Genomic DNA, 21,190 nt, shown 5'->3' with positions numbered 1-21,190 from the left:
TTCTGTGCTCCTCCCGAGGCTCAGACCGCCAGTCGGATCACGCCGTAGTCGTAGCCGCGTCGCCGGTAGACGACGCTGGGCTGGTTGTCGTCGGCATCGACGAACAGGTAGAAGTCGTGCCCGACCAGTTCCAGCTCGTAGAGGGCCTGGTCGAGAGACATCGGCTTGGCGGTGTGTGTCTTCTCGCGCATCACCAGCGGACCGTCACCGGTGACCGTCAGCGAGCCGACCTTGTACGTCGCCACTGCGTCCTCGGCGACGGTGTCGTCCTCAGCCGGCGTGTGGCCGTTGACCGGCTGCCGGGCGTTGACGTGCCGCAGTCCTTCCGGGCTCCGCTCGCCGCGGTGCACGCGGCGGCGGTCGGCCGCCTTGCGGACCTGGGCGCGGAGCCGGTCCAGGCAGACGTCGAACGCAGCCTGCTTGGTCTCACCGCACGCTTCGGCGCGGACCACCGGACCCTTGGTGTACATGGTGAGCTCGACACGCATCGCCCGATCGTGCTGTCGCGGGTTCTTCTCCTGGCTGACTTCCACCTCGCACCGCAGTACCCGGTGGTCGACCTTCTCGATTCGCTCGAGTTTTTCCTCGACGTACTGCCGGAAGCGGTCACTGACCTCGCAGTGATGACCCTTGACAACGACGTCCACGGAAACCTCCATCGATCGGCGACTTCTTGCTTACGTCTCCGGACACCCGGGCTTTTTGCTGAGAACTCACTCCCTGAACTGGGCTACGGATACTGGGGCGCCCGAAACGAGAGACACCCGTCGAGGAGCCGGTCGGAGCCCGTGGCGAGGATTCCGGCTGATCCGGTCCTGCGCCACTTCACTGCCCGACAAGCCCAAGCGGGTGTCATAGGCCAACGCTAGTCGGCTTCGGCGAAAACCGGTAGAGAAGTTCTCATGAACCAGACGGCAAACGTCTCGGGGTCGCGGCCAGCACGGCACAGCCGAGCACCGGAATTCCCTGTGATTCCAGGGCCCGGCACGCTTCGGCGAGCGTGGCGCCGGTGGTGATCACATCGTCGACGACCACGATCGGTTGATGCGTCAGCGGTTCAGCCCAGCGCGAACGGAGCCCGAAAGCCCCGGCCAGGTTGGCGGTACGGCGTTCCGCGGACAAGCCGGCCTGGTCGTCAGGACGCCGTACCAGCCGTAGTGCCGGAGCGATCCGGACGTCGATCCCCTGTCTCCGCAGGGATCGCGCAGCGGCCCGGGTGATTCGCCCGAGCGGATCGTGCCCGCGCTTGCGCACGGTCGACCGCGCCGACGGCACAGGTACCAGCCACGCAGTCCGGTGCTCGCCAAGAGCAGCCAGGACGGCGGTCGCCAGCGCGGCGCCGAGCGGACGAGCCAGCGGGTACCGCGCGTGCTCCTTGTGCGCGATAACCAGCCGCCGGACCTGATCGCCGTACGGCGATGCCGCGGTCGGCGGCGGTAGTCCGGGCGGTCGCGGATCCGGCCAAGCACGGAACGGAGTCAGTCGACACAGGAGCCCTCGGCAACCATCACACAGCGTGACGCCGGGCCGTCCGCAGCCGACACAGCCGCCTCCGAGCAGCAGGTCGACCGCGGCACCCCACACCCCACCACCTTGGGCACTGCGCACCCGCTCCACAAGCGGCATCCAGCCGCCTGTGGATAACCCCGGGAGATCAGCCGGGGTACGTCGGGATCAGGCCGTCGCCGAGTTTGTCGTCGTTGGGGGTGACCCAGGCCAGGTCGCGGCCCTGCCAGTGGATCTTGCCCTCGGGGTCCTCGAAGACCGGCAGGGTTTCCGGGTTCGCGTTGGAGGCGACGTTCTCGATCCCGAAGATGGGGCTGCCGCCGGGCAGCGGCTGCGGGGTCGAGCCGTCCGTGTTCACCAGCCAGGGCTGCGCGGTGGGGCTGCCGTCAGGCTTGCCGGCCACCAGGATGACCTTCTTGGACCAGGCCGCGTCGGTGATGTCGTTCAGCGGGACCTGGAGGTCACGCAACTGGTCGAGGACGAGCCCCTTGCCGTTGTCCGCAGGCCGCACGGTAGCGGTCTGAACGGTGTTCTTGCGGGTCTTGGCAGACTTCAGCACCAGCAGCGCCCGGACTCCGTCAGGCGCCATCCGCAGCACCTGCGGCACGTCCCCGTGGAAGTCGACCGAGACGTTCTGGACGTCGCCGTCCCTGGTCCGGACCCGGAGTCGCGGCGCCGAGCTGTCGGCTCGGTCCAGGATCCACAGGTTGTCGGCATTGTCGTAGCTGGGTCGCAGTGTCCGGCCCTCGACGGGGATCGTCTTGGCCTTGTCACCCTGGCCGTTCTCCGCGTCGACGAGCTTCGCGTAGGCGACTACCCGCTTCCCGTCCTCCGTGGTGACGATCGCCCCGGAGTCGCCGCGCAGATTCACGGCGAACGACTTCGCGTCGTACGCGTAGAGCTGGCTCGAGTTGAGTGCCCGGGCGGCCTGGTCGGAGGCGCCGTCGAGCCCCTCGACCCGGTGCACCTTCCCGCCGAGCAGGCCGTAGAGGACCGTCGACCCGGTGGTGGGCGCGGCCGGGTCGTTCTCGGCCACGGACGAGAACTGGATGACGCCCGTGTTGTCCGACAGCAGCGGAGCGCCGTTGACGGTGATCTTGACCTTCAGACCGATCTGGTTGAGCGTCCAGACGATCTGCGCCGCCAGCTTGCGCCGGTCGTCGTCCACCAGTTGCCCAGCGGCGTCGTTCAGCGCCACGGTCGCCTCACCGAGCTCGACCGGGACGGAGACCACCACTGCGGTTCCCGGTGGCGCGATCGAGACGGCACCGTTGCCGAGCCGCTTGGTCGGCCCTTTCAGCAGCTCCTGGATCAGCTGGGTCGCGGCCTGACCGGCGGACAGGTTGTTCTGCGGCAGGTAGACCGGGTCGGGGATCAGGGTCTCCCGGTCCCGGGCGAAGAAGAACAGCTCGCGCGGCGCCAGCTTGGCCTGGACCTGGTTGGCGTTCAGCAGCACGCCCGGCGGTACCGAGTCGACCCGCCACTGGCCGTTCACCTTGATCATCTTGAAGAGGAAGTCGGCCTGCTCCTTCGGTCCGGCCGGGAGCCACTCACCCCGGTCGTCGATGGTGGCGATCTTCCGCGCGGTCAGTTGGTAGTCGTCGCCCTTCGCCGCCGGCGGGGCGGCGCCCTGGTCGTAGACGACGGTCCGGACCTCGGGCTTCCACTTCGCCGCCGCCTGCGGGGTCATGTACAGCCGCGCCTGGTCGAAGGAGCGCCGGGAGTCCGACATCGCCTCCAGGAAGCCGTTCACGATGTCGTCCCGGTCAGCGTTCTCGCGCGGCGGCTTCGCCTCGACATTGACACCGCCGGAGTCCGCAGCCAGGCCCTTGCGGTCGCTGTTGCGGATCGTGCCCTTCGTCGGCACCGTCGCACAGCCGGTCACCAGCAGCGTGCCGGCCAGCAGCACGGCGAGCAGGCAGCGTCTCACTGCTCCTCACCACCGGTCAGCTTCTGGTACGGCGCTCCGACGTCCACCAGCGACTTCTCGGTGATCACCCGTACGGCGTCGGCCGGGCGCGCCGGAAGCGGTGAGCCGGCCAGTGCGACGTCCGGGCGGCGCGGAATCGTCAGCCGGAAGTACGCGCCCTCCCCTGGTGAGCCCCAGGCGTCCAGACGACCGCCGTGCAGGCGTGCGTCCTCCAGTGCGATCGACAGGCCGAGTCCGGTACCGCCGGTGGTCCGGGCACGGGCCGGGTCGGCCCGCCAGAACCGGCTGAACACCATCTCGGCCTCCTCGGCTCGGAAACCGACACCGTGATCCCGGACCGCGACAGCCGCCGCATCGTCGTCGTACGCGGTGCTGATCAGGATCGGTAGGCCTTCACTGTGCTCGATCGCGTTGCCGATCAGGTTCCGCAGGATGCGCTCGATCCGGCGCGCGTCGACCTGTGCACGGCACGGCTCCGGCATGTCCAGCTGCACCTCGCAGCCCTTGCGCTCCAGCAGCGTCTCGTGGTTCTCCAGCACGCGGCTGACGATGTCGCGCAGGTCCACGTCCTCCAGGTCGAGCGCGGCCGCACCGGCGTCGAACCTGCTGATCTCCAGCAGGTCTGCGAGCAGCTCCTCGAACCGGTTGAGCTCGTTCTGCAACAGCTCCACCGAGCGGCGGGCCATCGGATCGAACTCGTCGCGATTCTCGTGCAGGAGGTCAGCCGCCATCCGGACCGTGGTCAGCGGCGTCCGCAGCTCGTGCGACACGTCGGAGACGAACCGGCGCTGCAGCCGGGACAGGTCCTCCAGGCGGCGGATCTGGCGCTGCAGGTTGCTGGCCATCTTGTTGAACGAGACCGCCAGCCGGGCCAAGTCGTCGGTGCCGCGGACCTGCATCCGCTCCTCGAGCTTGCCGGCCGCGAGCCGCTCAGCGATCCGCCGGGCCATCCGGACCGGTGTGACCACCTGTCGGGTGACCAGCCACGCCACTGCGCCGAGCAGAACGACCAGCAGCAGGCCGGCCGTGACCAGTGCGCGCTGCACGACGTCCAGCGTCTCCTGCTGCGCAGTGAGCGGGAAGAGGAAGTAGACCGCGTACTTGTCGCGGGTGCTGTCGACCCGCAACTGGGAGCCGATCACCAGTCCCGGTGCGGTCCGGCCGTCGGTGTACTTGATGACGGTGTAGGTGTCCCAGAGCTTGCTGTCGTTGCTGTTCACCGACGACTGCAGCACCTGCGGCACCGAGTCGCTCTCGACCAGTCCGGTACGGCGGGTCGCGTTCGAGCCGCTGTTGCCGATCGGGGACAGCACGACGTCGTACAGGCCCGGGCGGTTCGAGCCGAGGACCAGCTGGGACAGCTGCTGGTTGACGGCGGTCGAGTCGGCCGCGTTGATGTTGCGCGTCAGCGAGGCGAGCTGGGCGAACGCCTCGGCCTGCGCACTGAGCCGACGGGACTCCAGGACGCCGTCGGTGACCTGGCTCATCATCACCCAGCCGACCAGCAGCAGGACGACGGTCGACATCAGCAGGGTGCCAGTGACGATCCGGGCCTGGATGGAGCGCCGCCAAATGTCCGGCCAGTACTTCGGGTGCGTCCGCCAGAGCGGTTGTGGGTAGGCATGCCACTCAGCCGCGGCGGCCGTCAGCTCCAGCTCCGTGCCGCGCGGCTCGGCCACCTCCTGCTCGGGCGGGGCCGACTGCTCCGACGCTGCCGGTGCGACAGGGTCGGAGACAGCCTGCGACTCTTGGTCGCGTCCGTACTCGATCAGTCCGCACCAGCCTTGTAACCGACACCGCGGACCGTCACGACGATCTCCGGGTGCTCAGGGTCCTTCTCGATCTTGGAGCGCAGTCGCTGGACGTGCACGTTGACCAGGCGGGTGTCGGCCGCGTGCCGGTAGCCCCAGACCTGCTCCAGCAGCACCTCGCGGGTGAACACCTGCCAGGGCTTGGACGCCAGGCAGACCAGCAGGTCGAACTCCAGCGGCGTCAGCTGGATGGTCTCCCCGGCCCGCTTCACCGAGTGGCCGGCGACGTCGATGGTCAGGTCGCCGATGGTCAGCGACTCCGGCCCCGGCTCGTCCATCCGGCGCAGGCGGGCCCGGATCCGGGCCACCAGCTCCTTGGGCTTGAACGGCTTGACCACGTAGTCGTCGGCCCCGGACTCCAGGCCGAGCACCACGTCGACGGTGTCGCTCTTGGCGGTCAGCATCACGATCGGCACGCCGGACTCGGCCCGGATCGCCCGGCAGACGTCGATACCGTCCATCCCGGGCAGCATCAGGTCGAGCAGCAGCAGGTCCGGTTTGAACTCCCGGAACGCCGGTACCGCTTTGTCACCGGTCGCACACAGATAGGTGTCGTAGCCCTCGTTGCGCAGCACGATGCTGAGCATCTCCGACAACGCGGTGTCGTCGTCGACGATGAGAATGCGTCCCCGCATCGTCCGGTTACCATCTGCCACGCGCTGCTCCTTGCCGTCCGACTCGTCGTGCGCCCGGTGCATGCCGTCCGTACGCACTACGGATAGTGTCCCATTCCCTGGGTAGTGCACACGCCGGATCGCCGATTGACCCCGGTTTGGGCTGTGATCATGGTGCACGGCCCGGCTGTGCGACAACTCGGGGTGCACCCACAGGCGGAGGGGAGGCGGACATGAGCGACGACATCAGGCTGCACGAGGACCCGGCGGCCGAGCCGCTGCGGCCCTGGCTGCCGGCCGACCTGCTGGACAACGCGGCCCGCACCATCTCCGACAACAAGACCATCATGCTCGGCCTCCCGGTGCTCGCCGCGGTCGCCCTGCTGGCCGTCCAGGCCGCGCTGACCGAGGTCGCCGTACCGGGTGGGATCACTGGGTTCTTCGGGGCCAGTGACCCGTTCGAGCAGGCCGGTGGGGCCTTGCTGCTGACGTACGGCGTTCAGCTGGTGCTGTTCGCGGTCGTGTCCAGCACGCTGGCCGGGATCATCGCCCTGGCCGCGGTCCGCAGCCAGCTGGGTCATCGGGTCAGCGCTCGCGAGCTCCTGCGGCTGGTCCGGCCCACGCTGCCTGCACTGGCGGCCGTGGGGCTGCTGCAGTCGCTGTCGTTCCTTGTACTGATCGGTGGCTGGCTCCTGGCTGTGTTCGGGATCGGCGCTGGAGCGGAGTCGGCAGTATCAGGTGCGGTGGCCGGCGGAGTCGCCGTCGCACTGATGCTGCTGGGCGGACTGCTCGTGCTGATCTTCGGAGTCCGGCTGGTGCTGGCCGGGACCGTCGTACTGATGGAAGGCAAGCACGCACCGGACATCGGGCTGTACATACCGGCCCGAGTAGGGATTGTTGGCGCGCTGCGGCGATCCTGGCAGCTGGTGAAGGGCAAGTTCTGGCGGGTGTTCGGCATCCTGCTCTTCGCGAGTGTGGTCGTGAACATCGTCAGCTACGCCCTGCAGTTCGGTGTCACGACGCTGGTGGTCACAGTCGGCTCCTGGGCCGACGCCAGCGACAGCAGCGGCGGCACGCTGATCGCCATAGTGGTCGGAGCGGCGGCCGGAATCGCGACGGTGATGACCCTGATCGCCAGTCTGGCCTTCATGTCCGCCGTACAGGCTCTTGTCTACCTGGACCTGCGCGTACGGCGTGAGGGCCTCGACCTGTGGATGCGTCCGGCCCTGCGTTCGGGAGGTACCGCGTGATCTTCGCCGAACCGCCGGTCGACATCACTCGCGACCAGGCTGCCCGTGAGGCGGCTGAGGAGTTGTCGAAGTCCGCCTACCGGCAGTCGGGCGGTTCGCTGATCGAGCGTGCGGTGAACAAGATGCTCGAGTGGATCGCCGATCTGCTGGACAGCGTCACCGGCGCCTCCCCTAACGGACACCTCGGGCTGATCCTGCTGGTGGCGCTGATCGCTCTGATCGTTGTCGTGGTGCTCTGGCGGGCCGGTGTACTGCGGACCAGCAAGCGTGGCCAGCGGCAACAGTCCGTGTTCGACACGTCCCGGCCGCGGAGCGCTGCGGAGTACCGGGCGCAGGCCGAGAAGGAAGCTGCCTCCGGCGACTTCACCCACGCGATCCGCAGCCGCTTCCGGGCCTGTGTGGCCGAACTGGTCGAGCGGACCATCCTCGACGACCGCGCTGGCCGGACGGCGTACGAGGTGGTCGCGGATGCGGGACGCATCGCCCCGACGCTGCGCGACTCGCTGCAGCCGGCCGCACTGGCCTTCACTGAGGTTGTCTACGGCAACCGTCCGGGTACACCGCAGCGGTACGCCGTGGTGGTCAAGGCGGACGAGGCAGCACGCGTCGCGCGGGTCAAGGTGAGTGGATGACCACCACGAGTGTGCCGGTCGGCCGGGGCGCCGCGGAGAGCTGGCGGGTGCTGCGGCGACCGATGCTCATCACGGGCATCATCGTGCTGGCGGCGATCGTCGTACTGATCTTCAGCACTGCAAGCACTTCAGGACCGTTCAGCCCGGACTCCACCGAGCGGGACGGTGCACGGGCTTTGTCCAACCTGCTGAAGAACCACGGGGTGAACGTGCGCGGGACTGAGCTGCTCTCGGATGCGGTGAAGCCAGGTGCGGGAAAGGCGCTGCTCATCGGGCCGAACGGTCAGCTGGATCGGGCCGACTGGCAGCGCATCGCGGACGCCGGCTGGAGCCACCTGATCCTGATGCGGCCCAGCGCTCGTCAGCTGGCAGTGCTGGCGCCGGGTGTGAAGAACGCCAGTCAGGGGCTCAGCTCTGAGAGCCGCGAGCCAGACTGCGACCTGGTGGCCGCGGTGAAGGCTGGGACGGTGACGGTCGGCGGGCCGACGTACTCCGCGCCTCAGGGCGCCAAGACTTGTTACGGCGACGGAATCAACCACACCGTGGTCCGGATCGAGACGGGTTCCCAGACCGTCGACGTCATCGGTACGTCGCGGTCCTTCACGAACAGCGAACTTGCGGACGACGGAAACGCCGCGCTGGCACTCAACCTGATCGGCACCCACCAGGAACTGACCTGGTACCTGCCGCAGTTTGAGAGCAACGGTGTGGACGAGAAGGGCGACGGCGGGCCGCCGCTGGTCCCGCCGGACATCCGCTACATCGCCTGGGCCCTGGCGTTCGCCGTACTGGTGGTTGCGCTGTGGCGTGGGCGTCGACTGGGACCTGTGGTTGTGGAGCGCTTGCCGGTGATTGTGCACGCGGCCGAGACCACTGAGGGCCGGGCGCGGCTCTACCGCCGATCTCGCGCACGCGACCGCGCTGCGGCGGCGCTGCGGGAGTCAGCGCTCGGCAAACTGCACAAGGCGCACGGCATTCCACGGCGGGCCGAACCGAGCGCAGTGGTTGCCACACTGGCCGCTCGGACCGGGTGGGACCCTCACACGCTGTACGAAGCGCTGTACGGCATGCCCCCTCTCGACGACGCCGCACTGTTGAACTTGTCCGACGTACTAGATGTACTCATGCAGGAGGTACGACACCCGTGACCACTACTGAGGTCAGCGCCGACCAGGCCAGGCAGGCGCTGGTGGCGCTGCGGACCGAGATCGGGAAGGCCGTCGTCGGTCAGGAGACCGCGGTCACCGCACTGGTGCTGGCGCTGCTCTGCCGTGGCCACGTCCTGCTCGAGGGCGTCCCGGGTACGGCGAAGACACTGATGGTGCGGGCGCTGTCGATGGCGATGCGGCTGGACACCAAGCGGGTGCAGTTCACTCCGGACCTGATGCCGGGTGACGTCACCGGATCGCTGGTGTACGACGCGAAGACGAGTGAGTTCGAGTTCCGGCCGGGTCCCGTGTTCACCAACATCATGCTGGCGGACGAGATCAACCGGACGCCTCCGAAGACGCAGGCCGCGCTGCTGGAGGCGATGGAGGAGCGGCAGGTCACCGTCGACGGGGTGTCGCGGAAGCTGCCGGTTCCTTTTGTGGTGGCTGCGACTCAGAACCCGATTGAGTACGAAGGGACTTACCCGCTGCCGGAGGCGCAGCTGGACCGGTTCCTGCTGAAGGTGACGCTGGACATCCCGCCGCGCGACGCTGAGATCGCCGTACTGGCTCGGCATGCGCAGGGGTTCGACCCGCGTGACCTGGAAGCGGCGGGTCTGCGGCCGGTGGCTGGGCCGGAGGACCTGCTGGCCGGGCAGAACGCCGTACGGCGGGTTGCGGTTCGGGAGGATGTCCTGGCTTACGTGGTCGACCTGTGTCGCGCGACGCGGCAGTCGCCGTCGTTGCAGCTCGGTGTGTCGCCGCGTGGTGCCACTGCGCTGCTGGCGGTGTCGCGTGCGTGGGCGTGGTTGTCGGGGCGGGACTACGTGATTCCGGATGATGTGAAGGCTATGGCGCGTCCTTGCCTGCGGCACCGGGTGCAGGTGCGGCCGGAGGCTGAGCTCGAAGGCGTCAGCGCGGACGCGGTGCTGGAGAGTGTCCTCGCGACCGTGCCAGTGCCACGCTGATGGTTCTCACAGGCAGGGCTGGGCTGCTGGCTGGTCTCGGGGTGGTGTTCGTCGCCCTGGTGATGCCGAGCTGGTCTGGCGTCGGAGTCGTCGTCGGCGTCGTGTTTTTGGTGTGCCTGGTTGACCTGCTGCTGGCGGGGTCGCCGCGGCGGCTGCAGCTCAGTCGGGAGGGTGATACCGCCGTACGGCTTGGTGAGCAGGCGGTTGTGCAGTTGCTGGTGACCAATCCGGGTCGGCGGGTCCGCGGTCTGCTGCGCGACGCATGGCCGCCGTCGGCCGGCGTACTGGACCCGCCACACAAGCTGGACCTGCCTCATGGCGAGCGTCGCCGGTTGACGACGCATCTCGTGCCGACACGACGTGGCGACCGCCATGCGGATCGGGTGACGATCCGGTCGATCGGTCCGCTCGGTTTTGCTGGTCGGCAGGGTGGGCATCAGGTGGCGTGGACTGTGCGGGCGCTGCCGCCGTTCAACAGTCGCAAGCACCTGCCGTCGCGGTTGGCGCGGTTGCGTGAGCTGGATGGGCGTACGGCGTTGTTGGTGCGCGGGCAGGGGACGGAGTTCGACTCGCTGCGGGACTACGTGCCTGGTGACGACGTCCGCAGTATCGACTGGCGAGCCACGGCGCGGCGAGGCAACGTCGTACTGCGCACGTGGCGTCCCGAACGCGATCGCCAGGTCGCCATCGTGATCGACTCCGGGCGCATGTCGGCCGGGCGCGTCGGCGATGCGCCTCGGCTCGATCACGCGATGGACGCGGCGCTGCTGCTGGCTGCTCTAGCCACCCGTGCCGGTGACCGCGTTTCCTTGCTGGCCTGCGATTCCGCCGTACGAGCCGACGTACGACGCCCTGCGCCGGAGGACGTGTTGCCGTCGTTCGTAAACGCTTTGGCGAACGTCGAGGCTGAGCTCGTGCAGACCGACTTCCGGGTGGTCGTCTCACAGGTCCTGGAACGCCTGGGCCAGCGGTCCCTGGTAGTCCTACTGACCGGCTTGGACCCCGCAGTCATCGAAGAGTCGCTGCTCCCGGTCATCGGCCCGCTCCTCCGCCGCCACGTCATCGTGCTGGCGTCAGTAGCCGACCCCCGCCTGACGGAACTCGATTCCACGCGCACAGACCTCATAGACGTCTACAACGCCGCATCCGCCGCCCGAACCCGCCTCGACCGAGACCGCGTCACCGCAGTCCTCACCCGAGCCGGCGTCACCGTAGTAGACGAAAACCCAGACCAAATAGCCCCCGCCCTCGCCGACACCTACCTAGCCCTCAAAAAAGCCGGACGGTTGTAGTCCCCACGCGTGCTACGCAGTCACTCCTACGTCGCGCCAGCTACGCGCGCTCCCACCCACCCCTGCACGCGGTCGACCCCGTGACTGGTGCACACGAGTGCTAGCCAGCGCGGTGAGCGCGGCTGGTGGTGCACCCGTGATGGGCGGGTCGAGTGCGGATCCGCGCGGACGTGGTGAGCACATGCGGGCCGCGCCGATGCGCGGCGAGTGGGCGATCAGCGGAGGTGCGCTTCGAAGATCTCGCGGTGGGTTGTGGTGAAGGCGTGCTCGCGGCGGGACCAGGTGATGCGGTCTGCGCGTTGCTCAGGTGTTACAGGGGCTGTTGTTTCGGTCCAGAAGCGGGCGTTGCGGGACTGGCGTTCGAGGATGGCGTCTACCAGGGCTGCGCATTGTGGCGGGGTGAGGGTGTAGGCGTCGGCTAGGACTCGGACTTGGGCGGCTTGGCGGTCTGGGTCGTTGTGTTTTGAGGCTATGCACCAGGTCCACGCGGCGTAGCCGAGGTCTTCTAGGGGACTGCCTGGGGCTGCGGTGTCGAAGTCGATGAGGGCTACTGGGAGGTTGTTGCGGAAGACTGCGTTGTTGGGGCCTGGGTCGTGGTGGCAGATGACCTGGTGGGGACCTGTGCGGGTGGCTTCATGGAAGGCTCGGAGGAGGTTGCCGAAGGCTACTAGTTGGTTGTTTTGCCAGCGTTGGAAGCAGTCTGGGACCCATCCGTCTACGTAGGTGAGGATGTCGCGGCCCTGGTCGTCCTGACCTAGGTAGCGCGGGGCGCCGGTGAAACCGCGGGCTTCGAGCAACTGCAGCAGATCACCGGTGCCGGGCGACGCGGGACGTCGTACGGTGTTGTTGATTCGGGTGACGCCTGGGGTGATTCGGCCTTGTTTCACTGGGTGGGGCGGGCTTGGGCGAAGGTCCAGTGGTGGCCTTCCAGGTCTTCGGTTTCGTAGCGGCGGTAGCCGTGTTGGTGGATGTCGCTGAGGATCTTGGCGCCGGACTGCTGGGTGTGAGCGAAGTGGGCGTCGAGGTCGTCTACGTAGATCCAGGTGCTGTGGTCGTGCTGGGGTGGGCGGGTGTCGGTGCGGGGGAAGAGGATGAGGCTGCAGTCGCCTACGTTGAGCTCGATCCAGGAGGGGGTGGTTCCTTCGGCGGGGATGCTGGTCCAAGAGTCGAGGCCGAAGACGGTGTGGAGCCAGCGGGCCGCAGCCGCCGGATCTGCGTAGTACAGGGCAACAGCTAGGCGGCCCAGCTCGCGGGGCGTGCTGGGCGCGGCAGAGCGGCGGGCGATCCACTGCGGTACCCAGTGGATGACGTTCTTCCAGAAGTAGAAGGCCTTGGAACCACCGGTGACGAGAGCTTGTACGACGGTGACTCGGGTGCCGTCACCCTCAGCGGCGAAGGTGATCTCGGTTTCGGTGTCGTCGACGGAACTGCGGTAGGCGAACCGGACGCCTGGTTCCCAGTCGGTGATGGTGCCGAGGACGAGGACGTCGTCGGGCAGCGAGTACACCTCGAGGAAGCGGCCGCCGACGCCTGGTTCGAGCTGCATGGCGGTGGCGCGGGCGGCGTCGAAGAAGTTGATGGGGCCGCGGACCCACCACAGATCGACCTCCTCGGTGAAGATCCGGAACGCGGTCGCCGGGTCGACCGGGACCTCGATGGTTGCTGTCGCTGACAGTTCGGTCATGAGTTCTCCACGTGTCGTTTGAATGCACCCAACTGATCGCGCCAGTGCGCTTGGACCTGGTCGAGCCAGGCCTGGACGGCGACGACGGGTTCGGGGTTCAGCCGGAAGAGGCGGACGCGGGCGTCGTCGGGAACGCGCTCGTCGGCGACCAGGCCGGCCTCGAGCAGGATCCGCAGGTGCCGGCTCATCGCGGGTGACGACGATCCCGTGGCGACGGCCAGCTGGCCGGCCCGCTGCGGACCTTCGCCGAGCAGCCGGACGACCTGTCGCCGGGTCGGATCGGCGAGTACTTCGAAGAACCGGTCGACCTGATCTTCCACCATCCTGCAATAGTTCTACCAGATGTTAACTATTGTCAACCGCTCGAAGAACCCCACAACCTCGAAGAACCCTCGGGTTGGTTGGATGGACCCCATGAGTGAGAGAGATGTCGAGAAGGACTACACGGTCGCCGAGTTCGCCGCCAAGCTCCGTCGGCTGGCCGATGCCCTGGAGGCGGGCAAGCCGTTCCGGATCCAGATCGCCGGAGAGCGCTTCACCGTCCCGAAGAACGCCCGGATCAGCGTCGAGCACGAGCGCTCCGAGGACGAGGAAGAGGTCGAGTTCCAGCTGAAGTGGGCACTCGCCGACGCGGACGAGGACCCCGAGGACGACGACGAGGTGTGAGCATCGATTGGCCGGGGTGCACCTGTTGCGCCCCGGCCAATCGTCAGCAAAGGGCCAATTTCGGAAGAAATCGACGAGAACATGGCTATGATGACGGCGTCAACGTAAGGATGATTGATGCTGATCCGCTTCGAGGTCGAGAACTTCCGGTCCGTCCTGGAGCCTGTCGAGCTGTCGATGGTGGCTGTCGACACCGACCGGCCGGAGACGCGGGAGATTCCGAACCTGGGCGAAAGCCTCCTGCACATCGCCGCGATCCTCGGGCCCAACGCGTCCGGCAAGTCGAACATCGTCGAGGCCGTGGCCTGGTTGCGAGACGCAGTCCAGTCGTCGTTGCGGAGCTGGGACGACAGCATTCCTGTCGAGCCCTTCGCCTTCGCACAGCAGCCGACGCGAACGACGGGCTTCGTGATCGAGTCCGTGATCGACGGAGTCCGCTTCGAATACGCTCTTGAGCTGGACCGGACCGCGGTCGCCTACGAGGCGCTCTTCCACTATCCGGAGAAGAAGCGGCGACGGCTCTTCGAGCGCGAAGGCCACGACCTCAAGCTCCAGCGTGGTCTGGGCCATCTCAGCGGCACCAGGAGCCTGCTGACCGAACGGACCTTGGTGCTGTCAGCTGCGCGGCGTTTCGGAGACCCGCTGGTCAGCGGATTCGCCCGCGAACTCTTGAACATCCAGTCCCTCGGGTTGTCCTACCGAACCAGACGCCGCTTGCCACTGCGGCAGATCCAGCAGTCGACGACCCGGCTGTTCGAACCGGATCTGGACACCGATCAGCCGACCCTTTTCGATCCGGACGACGTGGCCGAACCGTCGGAGTCATCGTCGGCGGAACGCATCCAGGCACTGGCGCTACTACGCCTCGCCGACCTCGGTATCGAAGACGTCGCCCTCATCAAGGATCCGGAAATCTCCACTGACGCCGGCCAGCGTCGTACCGGTCGTGAGCGCCTTCGCTTGATGCATCGGACCGCCCATGGGCCAGTCGCTCTCACTCTCGACGAGGAATCCGAAGGTACCCGGACCTGGTTCAGGCTGATCGGGCCGGTGCTCTTCGCCCTCCGAGCGGGTTCACTGCTGTTGTTCGACGAGTTGGACGCAAGCCTGCATCCGACCCTGTCCGCTCAGCTCATTCGCCTTTTCCAGGATCCGGCGACGAATCCCCACGACGCCCAACTGATTTTCACCACACACGACACCAGTCTGCTCAACCATCTGAATCGCGATGAGGTCTGGCTGACCGAGAAGTCGGATGCCGGCAGTACTCGTCTCGGCGCGCTGGCGGAGTTCGCCGGGGAACGAGTCAGAACGTCGGTCAATCTCGAAAAGGCCTACCTCCATGGCAGGTTCGGCGCACTTCCCGAGACGGATCGCACAGATCTCCTCCGAGCACTCGGCTTGATCGGCTGACCGCGGGTGGCAGCTCGACGTACTACCGGCAAGAATCTCAAGCGGAGGACGGGGAACAGGCCGGAACGCCGGACCATCGTGATCTTCTGCGAGGGCGAGGCCTCCGAGCCGGACTACCTCAACGCGCTCAAACGATTGCCCGAAGTCCGCAACAACACCGCGATCAGTCTCGAGATCGATCCAACGTCCGGCGTACCACTCACTTTGGTCCAAGCAGCCGTCGCGCGGATGCGGAAGGATGTGGAGGTCGACGAGTACTGGTGTGTGTTCGACGTCGAGTGGCCACAGCACCATCCACATCTGGATCGCACACTGCAGATCGCCGCCGGCAACGACATCAACGTTGCGGTGTCCAACCCGTGCTTCGAACTGTGGTTGATCCTGCACCATCAGGATCACGGCGCCTTCCTGGACAACCGGGCTGCCGAGAGCCTCAGCCGCAGGCTGGATGGCCGAACAGGTAAGCGCATCGACGCGTCGATGTATCTGCCGCAACGAGCAGAGGCGTCCAAACGAGCGGCGGATCTCGCCGGTCGTCACGACCAGAACGGAGCCCTCTTCCCGGACGACAACCCGTCGTCGTCCATGTACAAACTACTCAAGGCCATCGAGCCACACCGCTGATCAGGTCCGCAGGGCCGGTACGACGTGGCACGCGACCTGCGCGTCGGTGGTCGCGGGAAGGACGGGGAGCGGGGTCGTCCGGCAGGCATCGACACCGTTGCCAGCGGCTACTAATTGGCAGCGAGGATGGAATCGGCACCCGGATGGGATCTGGGTCGGGTCCGGCGGTTCGCCAGTCAGGATGATGCGTTCAGGCGACTCGGGCAGGACCGACAGCAGCGCCCGGGTGTAGGGGTGTTGCGGATTCGTCAGCACGTCCTCGGTTCGGCCGGATTCGACGATGCGGCCGAGGTACATGACTGCGACCCGGTCGGCGATATTCCAGGCGAGGCCCAGGTCGTGAGTGACGACAAGCGCGCCGAGAGCGAGCTCGTCCCGCAAGCGCAGCAGCAAGGCCAGGATCTCACCGCGGATCGACGCATCCAGAGATGCCACAGGTTCGTCGGCGATCAGGATCTTGGGGTCGAGGGCGAGGGCACCGGCAATCACGACGCGCTGTCGTTGACCGCCGGAGAGTTCGTGCGGGTAGCGGAGGAAGAACCGGTCGGGTGGGCGCAGACCGGCCCGGGCCAGCGCCGAGGTGACGACCGCCTCCTCGTCGGGCAGCTTGTGAATTCGGGGGCCTTCGGCAACTGCCTCGTAGACGGTGTGCCGGGGGTTGAGGGAGCCCATCGGATCCTGCAGGACCAGCTGGACCTGTCGCCGGAAGGCGCGGAGGGCACGACCGGAGTAGTTCAGTGGCGAACCGTCGTACGAGATCGTGCCGGACTGCGGGCGCTCCAAGCCGAGGAGGGTTCGGGCGAGCGTGGTCTTGCCGCAGCCGGATTCGCCGACCAGGGCAACAATTTCGCCGGCCCCGACCGAGAGGTTCACCCCGTCGACGGCGCGCGCCCGGCCGAACTCGACCACTACATCCGTTGCCTCTAGCACGTTTCCTCCACCAGCACACAGGCAGCCGACCGAGCATCCCCAACCGGGCGCAGCTCGATCGGCTCGGTCGAACACGACTCCAACGCGACCGGGCAGCGCGGATGGAAAGCACATCCGCCCGGAAGCGATTGCGGGTCCGGCGGATCCCCGGCCAACCCACGCGGGGCCAGCCGTGACGCCGGATCACCGACCGTCGGGAACGCGGCCGACAGCGCCTGGCTATAAGGATGCCGGAACGATGAACCAGCCGGTCCGGTCTCCACCAATCGCCCGGCGTACATGATCGCGAGCCGATCGCACACGTCCGCTAGGACCGACAGATCGTGCGAGATCATCAGCAGCGAGATCCCGTGCGAGGCGATCAGCTGCCGAATCAGCGTCAACACCTGCGCCTGCACCATCAGGTCCAAGGCAGTCGTCGGCTCATCCGCAATGATCAGCTGCGGCGAACACGCCAGCGCCATCGCGATCATCACTCGTTGCCGTTGGCCACCACTCAGCTCATGCGGATAACTCCGCGCCCGCCAGCCCGGCAACCCGACCTGCTCCAACAGCTCAGCCACCCGCAACCGAGCCTCGGAAGCGGACGCCAGCCGATGCACCAGCAACGGCTCCGCGATCTGCTCGCCAATTCGCCGTACCGGATTGAGCCCGTGCTGCGCGCCCTGGAAGACGATCGACGCCGACGACCACCGGACCGCGCGCAGCCGGCCCCACTTCATCGCCACGACATCCTCGCCGTCCAGCAGGATCCGCCCGTCGATCCGAGCGGTCCGCGGCAGCAACCGCAGCAACGACAGCGCGACTGTGGACTTCCCAGACCCCGACTCCCCCGCCAGCCCGACCGCCTCGCCGGCGGCGACAGACAACGACACCCCACGTACGGCGGGGACCTCGCCACTGGCCAGTCGATAGGTCACGGACAACTCGTCCAGCTCGAGCATCAGGCCGCCCTCGTCCGCAACCGGGGGTTCAAGACAGTCTCCAAAGCCCTTCCACACAAGGTGAAAGCCATCACGACGGCCACGATGCACAGACCCGGGATGAGGATGTACCACCATGCTCCGGCGGTCGCCGCACCCCAGTCATACGAGCCGCGCAGCATCGTTCCCCACGAGGTCTTGTTCGCGCTCACCCCGAGGAACGCCAGCGTCGACTCGGTGACGATCGCGCTCGCGACCTCGAGCGTCGTACTTGCCAGCAGCAACGGTGCGACGTTCGGCAGCACGTGCCGGGTGGTGATGTGCCAGTGCCCGGCGCCGAGCGCGAGTGACCGTTCGATGTACGGCCGGGCCTCTACCGCGAGCGTCTGGGCACGAATCAGCCGGGCGGTCGAAGGCCACGACGTAACGCCGATCGCGATGATGATCGTCGCCGTACTGCCGCCGAGAATCGCGGCCAGCACCAACGCGGTCACCAGCGACGGCAGCACCAGGAACCAGTCGGTCACCCGCAGCACGATCGCGCCCAACCAGCCCCGGAAGTGGCCGGCCGCGATCCCGAGCACGGTCCCGATCACCATGCTCAGCAGGGCCGCGAGGAATCCGATCAGCAACGAGGTCCGCGAACCCCACCAGATCATCAGCAGCACCGAGCGCCCCGACTCGTCGGTCCCGAGCGGGTAGTCCAGGCTCGGCGGCGCCAGCTTGGCCCCGGTGCCTGAAACCACATTCGTCACGCCCGCATCGATGAACAGCGGTGCGATCAACGCGAGCACCACCGCCACCACCAGTACGACGAGACCCGCCATACCGGCCTTGTGCGTGCGGAAGTCGCGCCAGAACCGCGAGACCGAACGCTGCCGCCGTACCCACGCCAGGTTACTCATACCGACCTCACCCGCGGATCGAGGACGTGGTAGATCACGTCGGCCAAGGTGTTCATCAGGATCACCGACACCGTGATCAGCAGGAACGTGCCCTGCATCAACGTGAAGTCAGGAACCCGGATCGCCTCGTAGAACAACTGCCCGAGCCCCGGCCAGCTGAAGATCGCCTCGACCGTCACCGCACCTCCGACGACGAATCCGATCCGCATGAACACCAACGTCACCGTCGGCAGCAACGCATTCGGTACGGCGTGCCGCCGCCGGATGTCGTCGTCCTTCAAACCCTTGGCCCGGGCGGTCGTGATGTAGTCCTGCTCGACCTCGTCCAGCACCGACGACCGCATCACCAGCAGGTACTGCGCGTAGACCACGGCCACCAAAGTCAGACATGGCAACACCATGTGCTGAGCCACGTCGAGCACATAGCCGAAACCATCGGGCGCATCGACGCTGGAGATTCCCCGGGTCGGGAACAGCCCCGGGATCGGCCCGATGCCAGCCGCGAACACCATCAGCAGCAACAGCCCGAGCCAGAACGTCGGCACCGACCACAACACCAACGACACAGCCGTCGAGAACCGGTCGAACCGCGAGCCCGGCTTCCACCCGGCCCGCGCGCCCTGCCAGATCCCCAGGCTGACCGCCATCACCAACGCGGTCCCGGTGAGCAGCAGCGTCGGCCCGATCCGCTCACCGATCAGGTCGAGCACCGGCCGCTTGTATTCGTACGACGTCCCCAGGTCGAACCGCAGCGTCTGCCCGACGAAGTGCAGGAACTGTTCAGGAATCGACTTGTCCAGCCCGAGCCGCGCACGCTCCAGATCCAGCTGCTCGGGCGTCATGTTGCGCCCCTGCGCCAACGCACGCACCGGGTCGCCCGGCAACATCCGGAACAGGAAGAACGTCGCCACGACGACCATCGCGATGCTCAGCAGCGCCCCGCCCGCCTTGGTCGCCGCATACCGCAGCAACCCGTGACGGGCCGGAGCCGCTTCGATGACGACGGTCATTCGCGCTCGTCGGCAGCACCCTGACGCCGCCGCGCCAGCACGAATCCACCAAGCCCCAGTACGACGATCGCCGCCGCGATGCCCGCGATCAGCCCGGTGTTCGAGCCGCCATCGCTCTCGGCCGCAGCATCCTTCGTCACCGCCTGAACTGTGTAGAACGGCCAGTAGCCGCTGCCGCCGTACAGGAGGCCCTTGTCCTCCGGGATCGGCGTGATGCTGGCGATCCGGTCCTTGCGGTAGCCCTCGAGGTCGTTCGGGTAGTAGAGCGCGATCACCGGCGCGTCGACGTACAGGCGTTCCTGCATCTTCTTGATGATGTCGGCGCGCTTCGGGAGGTCGAGCTCCTTCTGCTGCTGCTTGTAGAGGTCCTCGTACTGCGGGTCGCAGTAGAACGACTCGGTTCCGCCACCCTGCCCGGATGCGGTCGGCCGGCGACTGCAGAGGTGCGTGCCGAGGACCTCTTCGGGATCGGGGTTGACCGACCAGCCGCTGATCGCGATGTCGAACAGGGCCGTCGTACCGGTCTCCTCGGTGAACTTGCTGGAGTCGAGCCGGCGTGCGGTGAGCTGGATGCCGAGCTCCTTGAACCAGCCGGTCAGGTACTCGGAGAGCTTCTCTTCGCTCGGCGCATCGGTGTGGATGCTGAAGCGGAACGCCAGTTTGCGCGAGCCGTCGGGCATGGTTCGGATGCCGTCGGCACCCTTCTTGTAGCCGGCGTCATCGAGGATCTTGTTGGCCTTGGCCGCGTCGTAGCTGATCTTCTCCGCGCCCGATGCTTCCCAGAAGAAGCTCTTGTACAGCGGCGGCACGATCGAACCGTCGGCCGGCCGGGCAAGCCCGTTCTGCGTCTCGGCGACCAGCTTCTGCTTGTCGATCCCGTAGTGCAGCGCCTGCCGCACACGGGGGTCCTTCAGCGCCGGATGCCCGTCACCGATCGGCTTGTTGTCGCTGGTGGTCGCGCCATGATTGATCTGCAGGTACGTCGCCCGCCGGCCCTCGGTGTTCCACTGGACGATGTTGTCCTCGCCCTTCAGCGACTCGAAGTCCGGCGGTGCGAGCCGGCCGATCAGGTCGATGTCGCCCTTCTTCAGCCCGACGATCGCGGCGGCCGGGTTGTCGTAGAAGATCAGCTGCAACTCGTCGATCTTCGCCGGTCCACGCCAGTAGTCCTTGTTCGCCTCGAGCCGGACGAACTGGTCCTTCTTGTACTCGACCGCGACGTACGGGCCGCTGCCGACGGTCGGGTACTGGTCGGCCTCGTACTTCCCGATGTCGGTGACCTTCTCCCAGATGTGCTTGGGCACGATCGCCACCGGGATGTCGAGCATCGACGCCTGCGGCGCCTTCAGCTTGATCGTCAGCTCCTGGCCGTTCGCGGTGACGCTGGCGAAGTTCTCGACCGCGGGCCCGTTACCGGCCTTGGCCGCGTCGTCGGTCATCATCTTGTTGAAGGTCCACGCCGCGTCTTCGGCGGTGATCGGCTGGCCGTCGGACCACTTCGCCGTACGGATCTTGAAGGTCCAGGTCAGCCCGTCGGGTGACGTCGTCCAGGACTCGGCGAGGTCCGGACTGGGCTGCAGGGTCTTGGAGTCGGGCACGGTCAGGAAGCTGTACATCCAGCGCTGCAGCGACCCCGAGACCAGCCGGACGGCGAGGAACGGGTTCATCGAGTCGACCGCCTGGGTCACCCCGACCTTCACGACCTTGCGTCCTGGGTCGGCAGCAAACGCCGTACCCGGTATCGCAACCACGAGACACAGCGCTCCGAGGATTCCCAGCCACCGTTTGATCATGGGAAGAAACCACACCAGCAAGCGCTGTCCTGTCAACGAGATACGAATCTTCGTCACATATACGTCATCATCTTTCCTCTTGACTACACGA

At 67.0% G+C, this 21,190-nt stretch carries 21 protein-coding genes; 8 read left to right on the top strand and 13 right to left on the bottom strand.

Annotated features, from left to right (window positions below):
- Positions 1 to 20: 20 nt before the first annotated feature.
- The 5 genes from hpf to mtrA form a co-directional block, all read right to left on the bottom strand.
- The gene (gene hpf, locus ABD231_RS26655; RefSeq protein ID WP_344157626.1) at positions 21 to 647 is read right to left on the bottom strand and encodes a ribosome hibernation-promoting factor, HPF/YfiA family; all 627 of its coding nucleotides are present in this window, start codon (positions 645 to 647) and stop codon (positions 21 to 23) included.
- 253 nt (positions 648 to 900) lie between these two features.
- On the bottom strand, positions 901 to 1,626 hold the full coding sequence (locus ABD231_RS26650; protein ID WP_344157623.1) for a ComF family protein: 726 nt from the start codon (positions 1,624 to 1,626) through the stop codon (positions 901 to 903).
- A gap of 28 nt (positions 1,627 to 1,654) precedes the next feature.
- Complete coding sequence (locus tag ABD231_RS26645; RefSeq protein WP_344157620.1) at positions 1,655 to 3,436, bottom strand: LpqB family beta-propeller domain-containing protein; 1,782 nt, start codon at positions 3,434 to 3,436, stop codon at positions 1,655 to 1,657.
- On the bottom strand, positions 3,433 to 5,115 hold the full coding sequence (gene mtrB, locus ABD231_RS26640) for an MtrAB system histidine kinase MtrB (protein ID WP_344157617.1): 1,683 nt from the start codon (positions 5,113 to 5,115) through the stop codon (positions 3,433 to 3,435). The genes ABD231_RS26645 and mtrB overlap by 4 nt, the downstream gene beginning before the upstream one ends.
- Positions 5,116 to 5,204: 89 nt before the next feature.
- The gene (gene mtrA, locus ABD231_RS26635; protein WP_141859693.1) at positions 5,205 to 5,882 is read right to left on the bottom strand and encodes an MtrAB system response regulator MtrA; all 678 of its coding nucleotides are present in this window, start codon (positions 5,880 to 5,882) and stop codon (positions 5,205 to 5,207) included.
- A 212-nt stretch (positions 5,883 to 6,094) separates the two neighbouring features.
- Here mtrA and ABD231_RS26630 point away from each other — a divergent pair, with 212 nt between their 5' ends.
- Genes ABD231_RS26630 through ABD231_RS26610 form a run of 5 tightly spaced genes read left to right on the top strand, consistent with a single transcriptional unit; the run spans position 6,095 to position 11,151 of the window.
- On the top strand, positions 6,095 to 7,111 hold the full coding sequence (locus tag ABD231_RS26630; protein WP_344157614.1) for a hypothetical protein: 1,017 nt from the start codon (positions 6,095 to 6,097) through the stop codon (positions 7,109 to 7,111).
- Positions 7,108 to 7,743, top strand: a complete 636-nt coding sequence (locus tag ABD231_RS26625; RefSeq protein WP_344157610.1) for a DUF4129 domain-containing protein — start codon at positions 7,108 to 7,110, stop codon at positions 7,741 to 7,743. Before ABD231_RS26630 ends, ABD231_RS26625 begins: the two co-directional genes overlap by 4 nt.
- Positions 7,740 to 8,891 carry a DUF4350 domain-containing protein gene (locus ABD231_RS26620; RefSeq protein ID WP_344157607.1) on the top strand — a complete coding sequence of 384 codons (1,152 nt, stop codon included), beginning with the start codon at positions 7,740 to 7,742 and terminating at the stop codon, positions 8,889 to 8,891. The genes ABD231_RS26625 and ABD231_RS26620 overlap by 4 nt, the downstream gene beginning before the upstream one ends.
- Positions 8,888 to 9,859, top strand: a complete 972-nt coding sequence (locus ABD231_RS26615; protein WP_344157604.1) for an AAA family ATPase — start codon at positions 8,888 to 8,890, stop codon at positions 9,857 to 9,859. Before ABD231_RS26620 ends, ABD231_RS26615 begins: the two co-directional genes overlap by 4 nt.
- Positions 9,859 to 11,151, top strand: coding sequence for a DUF58 domain-containing protein (locus ABD231_RS26610; RefSeq protein WP_344157601.1), 1,293 nt, complete (start codon positions 9,859 to 9,861; stop codon positions 11,149 to 11,151). Before ABD231_RS26615 ends, ABD231_RS26610 begins: the two co-directional genes overlap by 1 nt.
- Positions 11,152 to 11,366: 215 nt before the next feature.
- On the opposite strand, the gene ABD231_RS26605 is transcribed toward ABD231_RS26610, so the two are convergent.
- Genes ABD231_RS26605 through ABD231_RS26595 form a run of 3 tightly spaced genes read right to left on the bottom strand, consistent with a single transcriptional unit; the run spans position 11,367 to position 13,158 of the window.
- Positions 11,367 to 12,038 carry a phosphotransferase gene (locus ABD231_RS26605; protein WP_344157598.1) on the bottom strand — a complete coding sequence of 224 codons (672 nt, stop codon included), beginning with the start codon at positions 12,036 to 12,038 and terminating at the stop codon, positions 11,367 to 11,369.
- Positions 12,035 to 12,835, bottom strand: coding sequence for a VOC family protein (locus ABD231_RS26600; RefSeq protein WP_344157595.1), 801 nt, complete (start codon positions 12,833 to 12,835; stop codon positions 12,035 to 12,037). The genes ABD231_RS26605 and ABD231_RS26600 overlap by 4 nt, the downstream gene beginning before the upstream one ends.
- Complete coding sequence (locus tag ABD231_RS26595; RefSeq protein ID WP_344157592.1) at positions 12,832 to 13,158, bottom strand: ArsR/SmtB family transcription factor; 327 nt, start codon at positions 13,156 to 13,158, stop codon at positions 12,832 to 12,834. Before ABD231_RS26595 ends, ABD231_RS26600 begins: the two co-directional genes overlap by 4 nt.
- Positions 13,159 to 13,249: 91 nt before the next feature.
- Here ABD231_RS26595 and ABD231_RS26590 point away from each other — a divergent pair, with 91 nt between their 5' ends.
- The 3 genes from ABD231_RS26590 to ABD231_RS26580 all read left to right on the top strand — a co-directional run bounded on the left by ABD231_RS26590 (position 13,250) and on the right by ABD231_RS26580 (position 15,538).
- Positions 13,250 to 13,501, top strand: coding sequence for an amphi-Trp domain-containing protein (locus ABD231_RS26590; RefSeq protein ID WP_344157589.1), 252 nt, complete (start codon positions 13,250 to 13,252; stop codon positions 13,499 to 13,501).
- Between the two features lie 117 nt (positions 13,502 to 13,618).
- The gene (locus tag ABD231_RS26585; RefSeq protein ID WP_344157586.1) at positions 13,619 to 14,914 is read left to right on the top strand and encodes an AAA family ATPase; all 1,296 of its coding nucleotides are present in this window, start codon (positions 13,619 to 13,621) and stop codon (positions 14,912 to 14,914) included.
- 6 nt (positions 14,915 to 14,920) lie between these two features.
- On the top strand, positions 14,921 to 15,538 hold the full coding sequence (locus ABD231_RS26580; protein WP_344157583.1) for an RloB family protein: 618 nt from the start codon (positions 14,921 to 14,923) through the stop codon (positions 15,536 to 15,538).
- On the opposite strand, the gene ABD231_RS26575 is transcribed toward ABD231_RS26580, so the two are convergent.
- Genes ABD231_RS26575 through ABD231_RS26555 form a run of 5 tightly spaced genes read right to left on the bottom strand, consistent with a single transcriptional unit; the run spans position 15,539 to position 21,099 of the window.
- Positions 15,539 to 16,468: an ABC transporter ATP-binding protein gene (locus ABD231_RS26575; RefSeq protein ID WP_344157581.1), complete on the bottom strand. Its 930-nt coding sequence runs from the start codon at positions 16,466 to 16,468 to the stop codon at positions 15,539 to 15,541. It abuts the gene before it with no gap.
- Entirely contained in the window at positions 16,462 to 17,412 is a 951-nt protein-coding gene (locus ABD231_RS26570; RefSeq protein ID WP_344157578.1) for an ABC transporter ATP-binding protein, read from the bottom strand. The genes ABD231_RS26575 and ABD231_RS26570 overlap by 7 nt, the downstream gene beginning before the upstream one ends.
- A complete protein-coding gene (locus ABD231_RS26565) occupies positions 17,412 to 18,296 on the bottom strand; it encodes an ABC transporter permease (RefSeq protein ID WP_344157575.1) in 885 nt (294 codons plus the stop codon). The genes ABD231_RS26570 and ABD231_RS26565 overlap by 1 nt, the downstream gene beginning before the upstream one ends.
- Positions 18,293 to 19,306: an ABC transporter permease gene (locus tag ABD231_RS26560; protein ID WP_344157572.1), complete on the bottom strand. Its 1,014-nt coding sequence runs from the start codon at positions 19,304 to 19,306 to the stop codon at positions 18,293 to 18,295. Before ABD231_RS26560 ends, ABD231_RS26565 begins: the two co-directional genes overlap by 4 nt.
- Positions 19,303 to 21,099: an ABC transporter substrate-binding protein gene (locus ABD231_RS26555; RefSeq protein ID WP_344157569.1), complete on the bottom strand. Its 1,797-nt coding sequence runs from the start codon at positions 21,097 to 21,099 to the stop codon at positions 19,303 to 19,305. The genes ABD231_RS26560 and ABD231_RS26555 overlap by 4 nt, the downstream gene beginning before the upstream one ends.
- Between the last annotated feature and the right edge of the window lie 91 nt (positions 21,100 to 21,190).

Source organism: Kribbella yunnanensis, assembly GCF_039529655.1.
GTDB classification, from domain to species: Bacteria; Actinomycetota; Actinomycetes; order Propionibacteriales; family Kribbellaceae; genus Kribbella; species Kribbella yunnanensis.
This window is presented reverse-complemented; position numbering and strand designations above follow the sequence as displayed.

Bases quoted from the DNA above. Each gene is read 5' to 3' on its own strand.
- ABD231_RS26565 (WP_344157575.1), bottom strand. From the start codon at position 18,296: ATGAGTAACCTGGCGTGGGTACGGCGGCAGCGTTCGGTCTCGCGGTTC.
- mtrA (WP_141859693.1), bottom strand. From the start codon at position 5,882: ATGCGGGGACGCATTCTCATCGTCGACGACGACACCGCGTTGTCGGAG.
- ABD231_RS26585 (WP_344157586.1), top strand. From the start codon at position 13,619: ATGCTGATCCGCTTCGAGGTCGAGAACTTCCGGTCCGTCCTGGAGCCT.
- ABD231_RS26600 (WP_344157595.1), bottom strand. From the start codon at position 12,835: ATGACCGAACTGTCAGCGACAGCAACCATCGAGGTCCCGGTCGACCCG.
- ABD231_RS26570 (WP_344157578.1), bottom strand. From the start codon at position 17,412: ATGCTCGAGCTGGACGAGTTGTCCGTGACCTATCGACTGGCCAGTGGC.
- ABD231_RS26555 (WP_344157569.1), bottom strand. From the start codon at position 21,099: ATGATCAAACGGTGGCTGGGAATCCTCGGAGCGCTGTGTCTCGTGGTT.
- ABD231_RS26630 (WP_344157614.1), top strand. From the start codon at position 6,095: ATGAGCGACGACATCAGGCTGCACGAGGACCCGGCGGCCGAGCCGCTG.
- ABD231_RS26620 (WP_344157607.1), top strand. From the start codon at position 7,740: ATGACCACCACGAGTGTGCCGGTCGGCCGGGGCGCCGCGGAGAGCTGG.
- ABD231_RS26650 (WP_344157623.1), bottom strand. From the start codon at position 1,626: ATGCCGCTTGTGGAGCGGGTGCGCAGTGCCCAAGGTGGTGGGGTGTGG.
- ABD231_RS26590 (WP_344157589.1), top strand. From the start codon at position 13,250: ATGAGTGAGAGAGATGTCGAGAAGGACTACACGGTCGCCGAGTTCGCC.
- ABD231_RS26610 (WP_344157601.1), top strand. From the start codon at position 9,859: ATGGTTCTCACAGGCAGGGCTGGGCTGCTGGCTGGTCTCGGGGTGGTG.
- ABD231_RS26560 (WP_344157572.1), bottom strand. From the start codon at position 19,306: ATGACCGTCGTCATCGAAGCGGCTCCGGCCCGTCACGGGTTGCTGCGG.
- ABD231_RS26595 (WP_344157592.1), bottom strand. From the start codon at position 13,158: ATGGTGGAAGATCAGGTCGACCGGTTCTTCGAAGTACTCGCCGATCCG.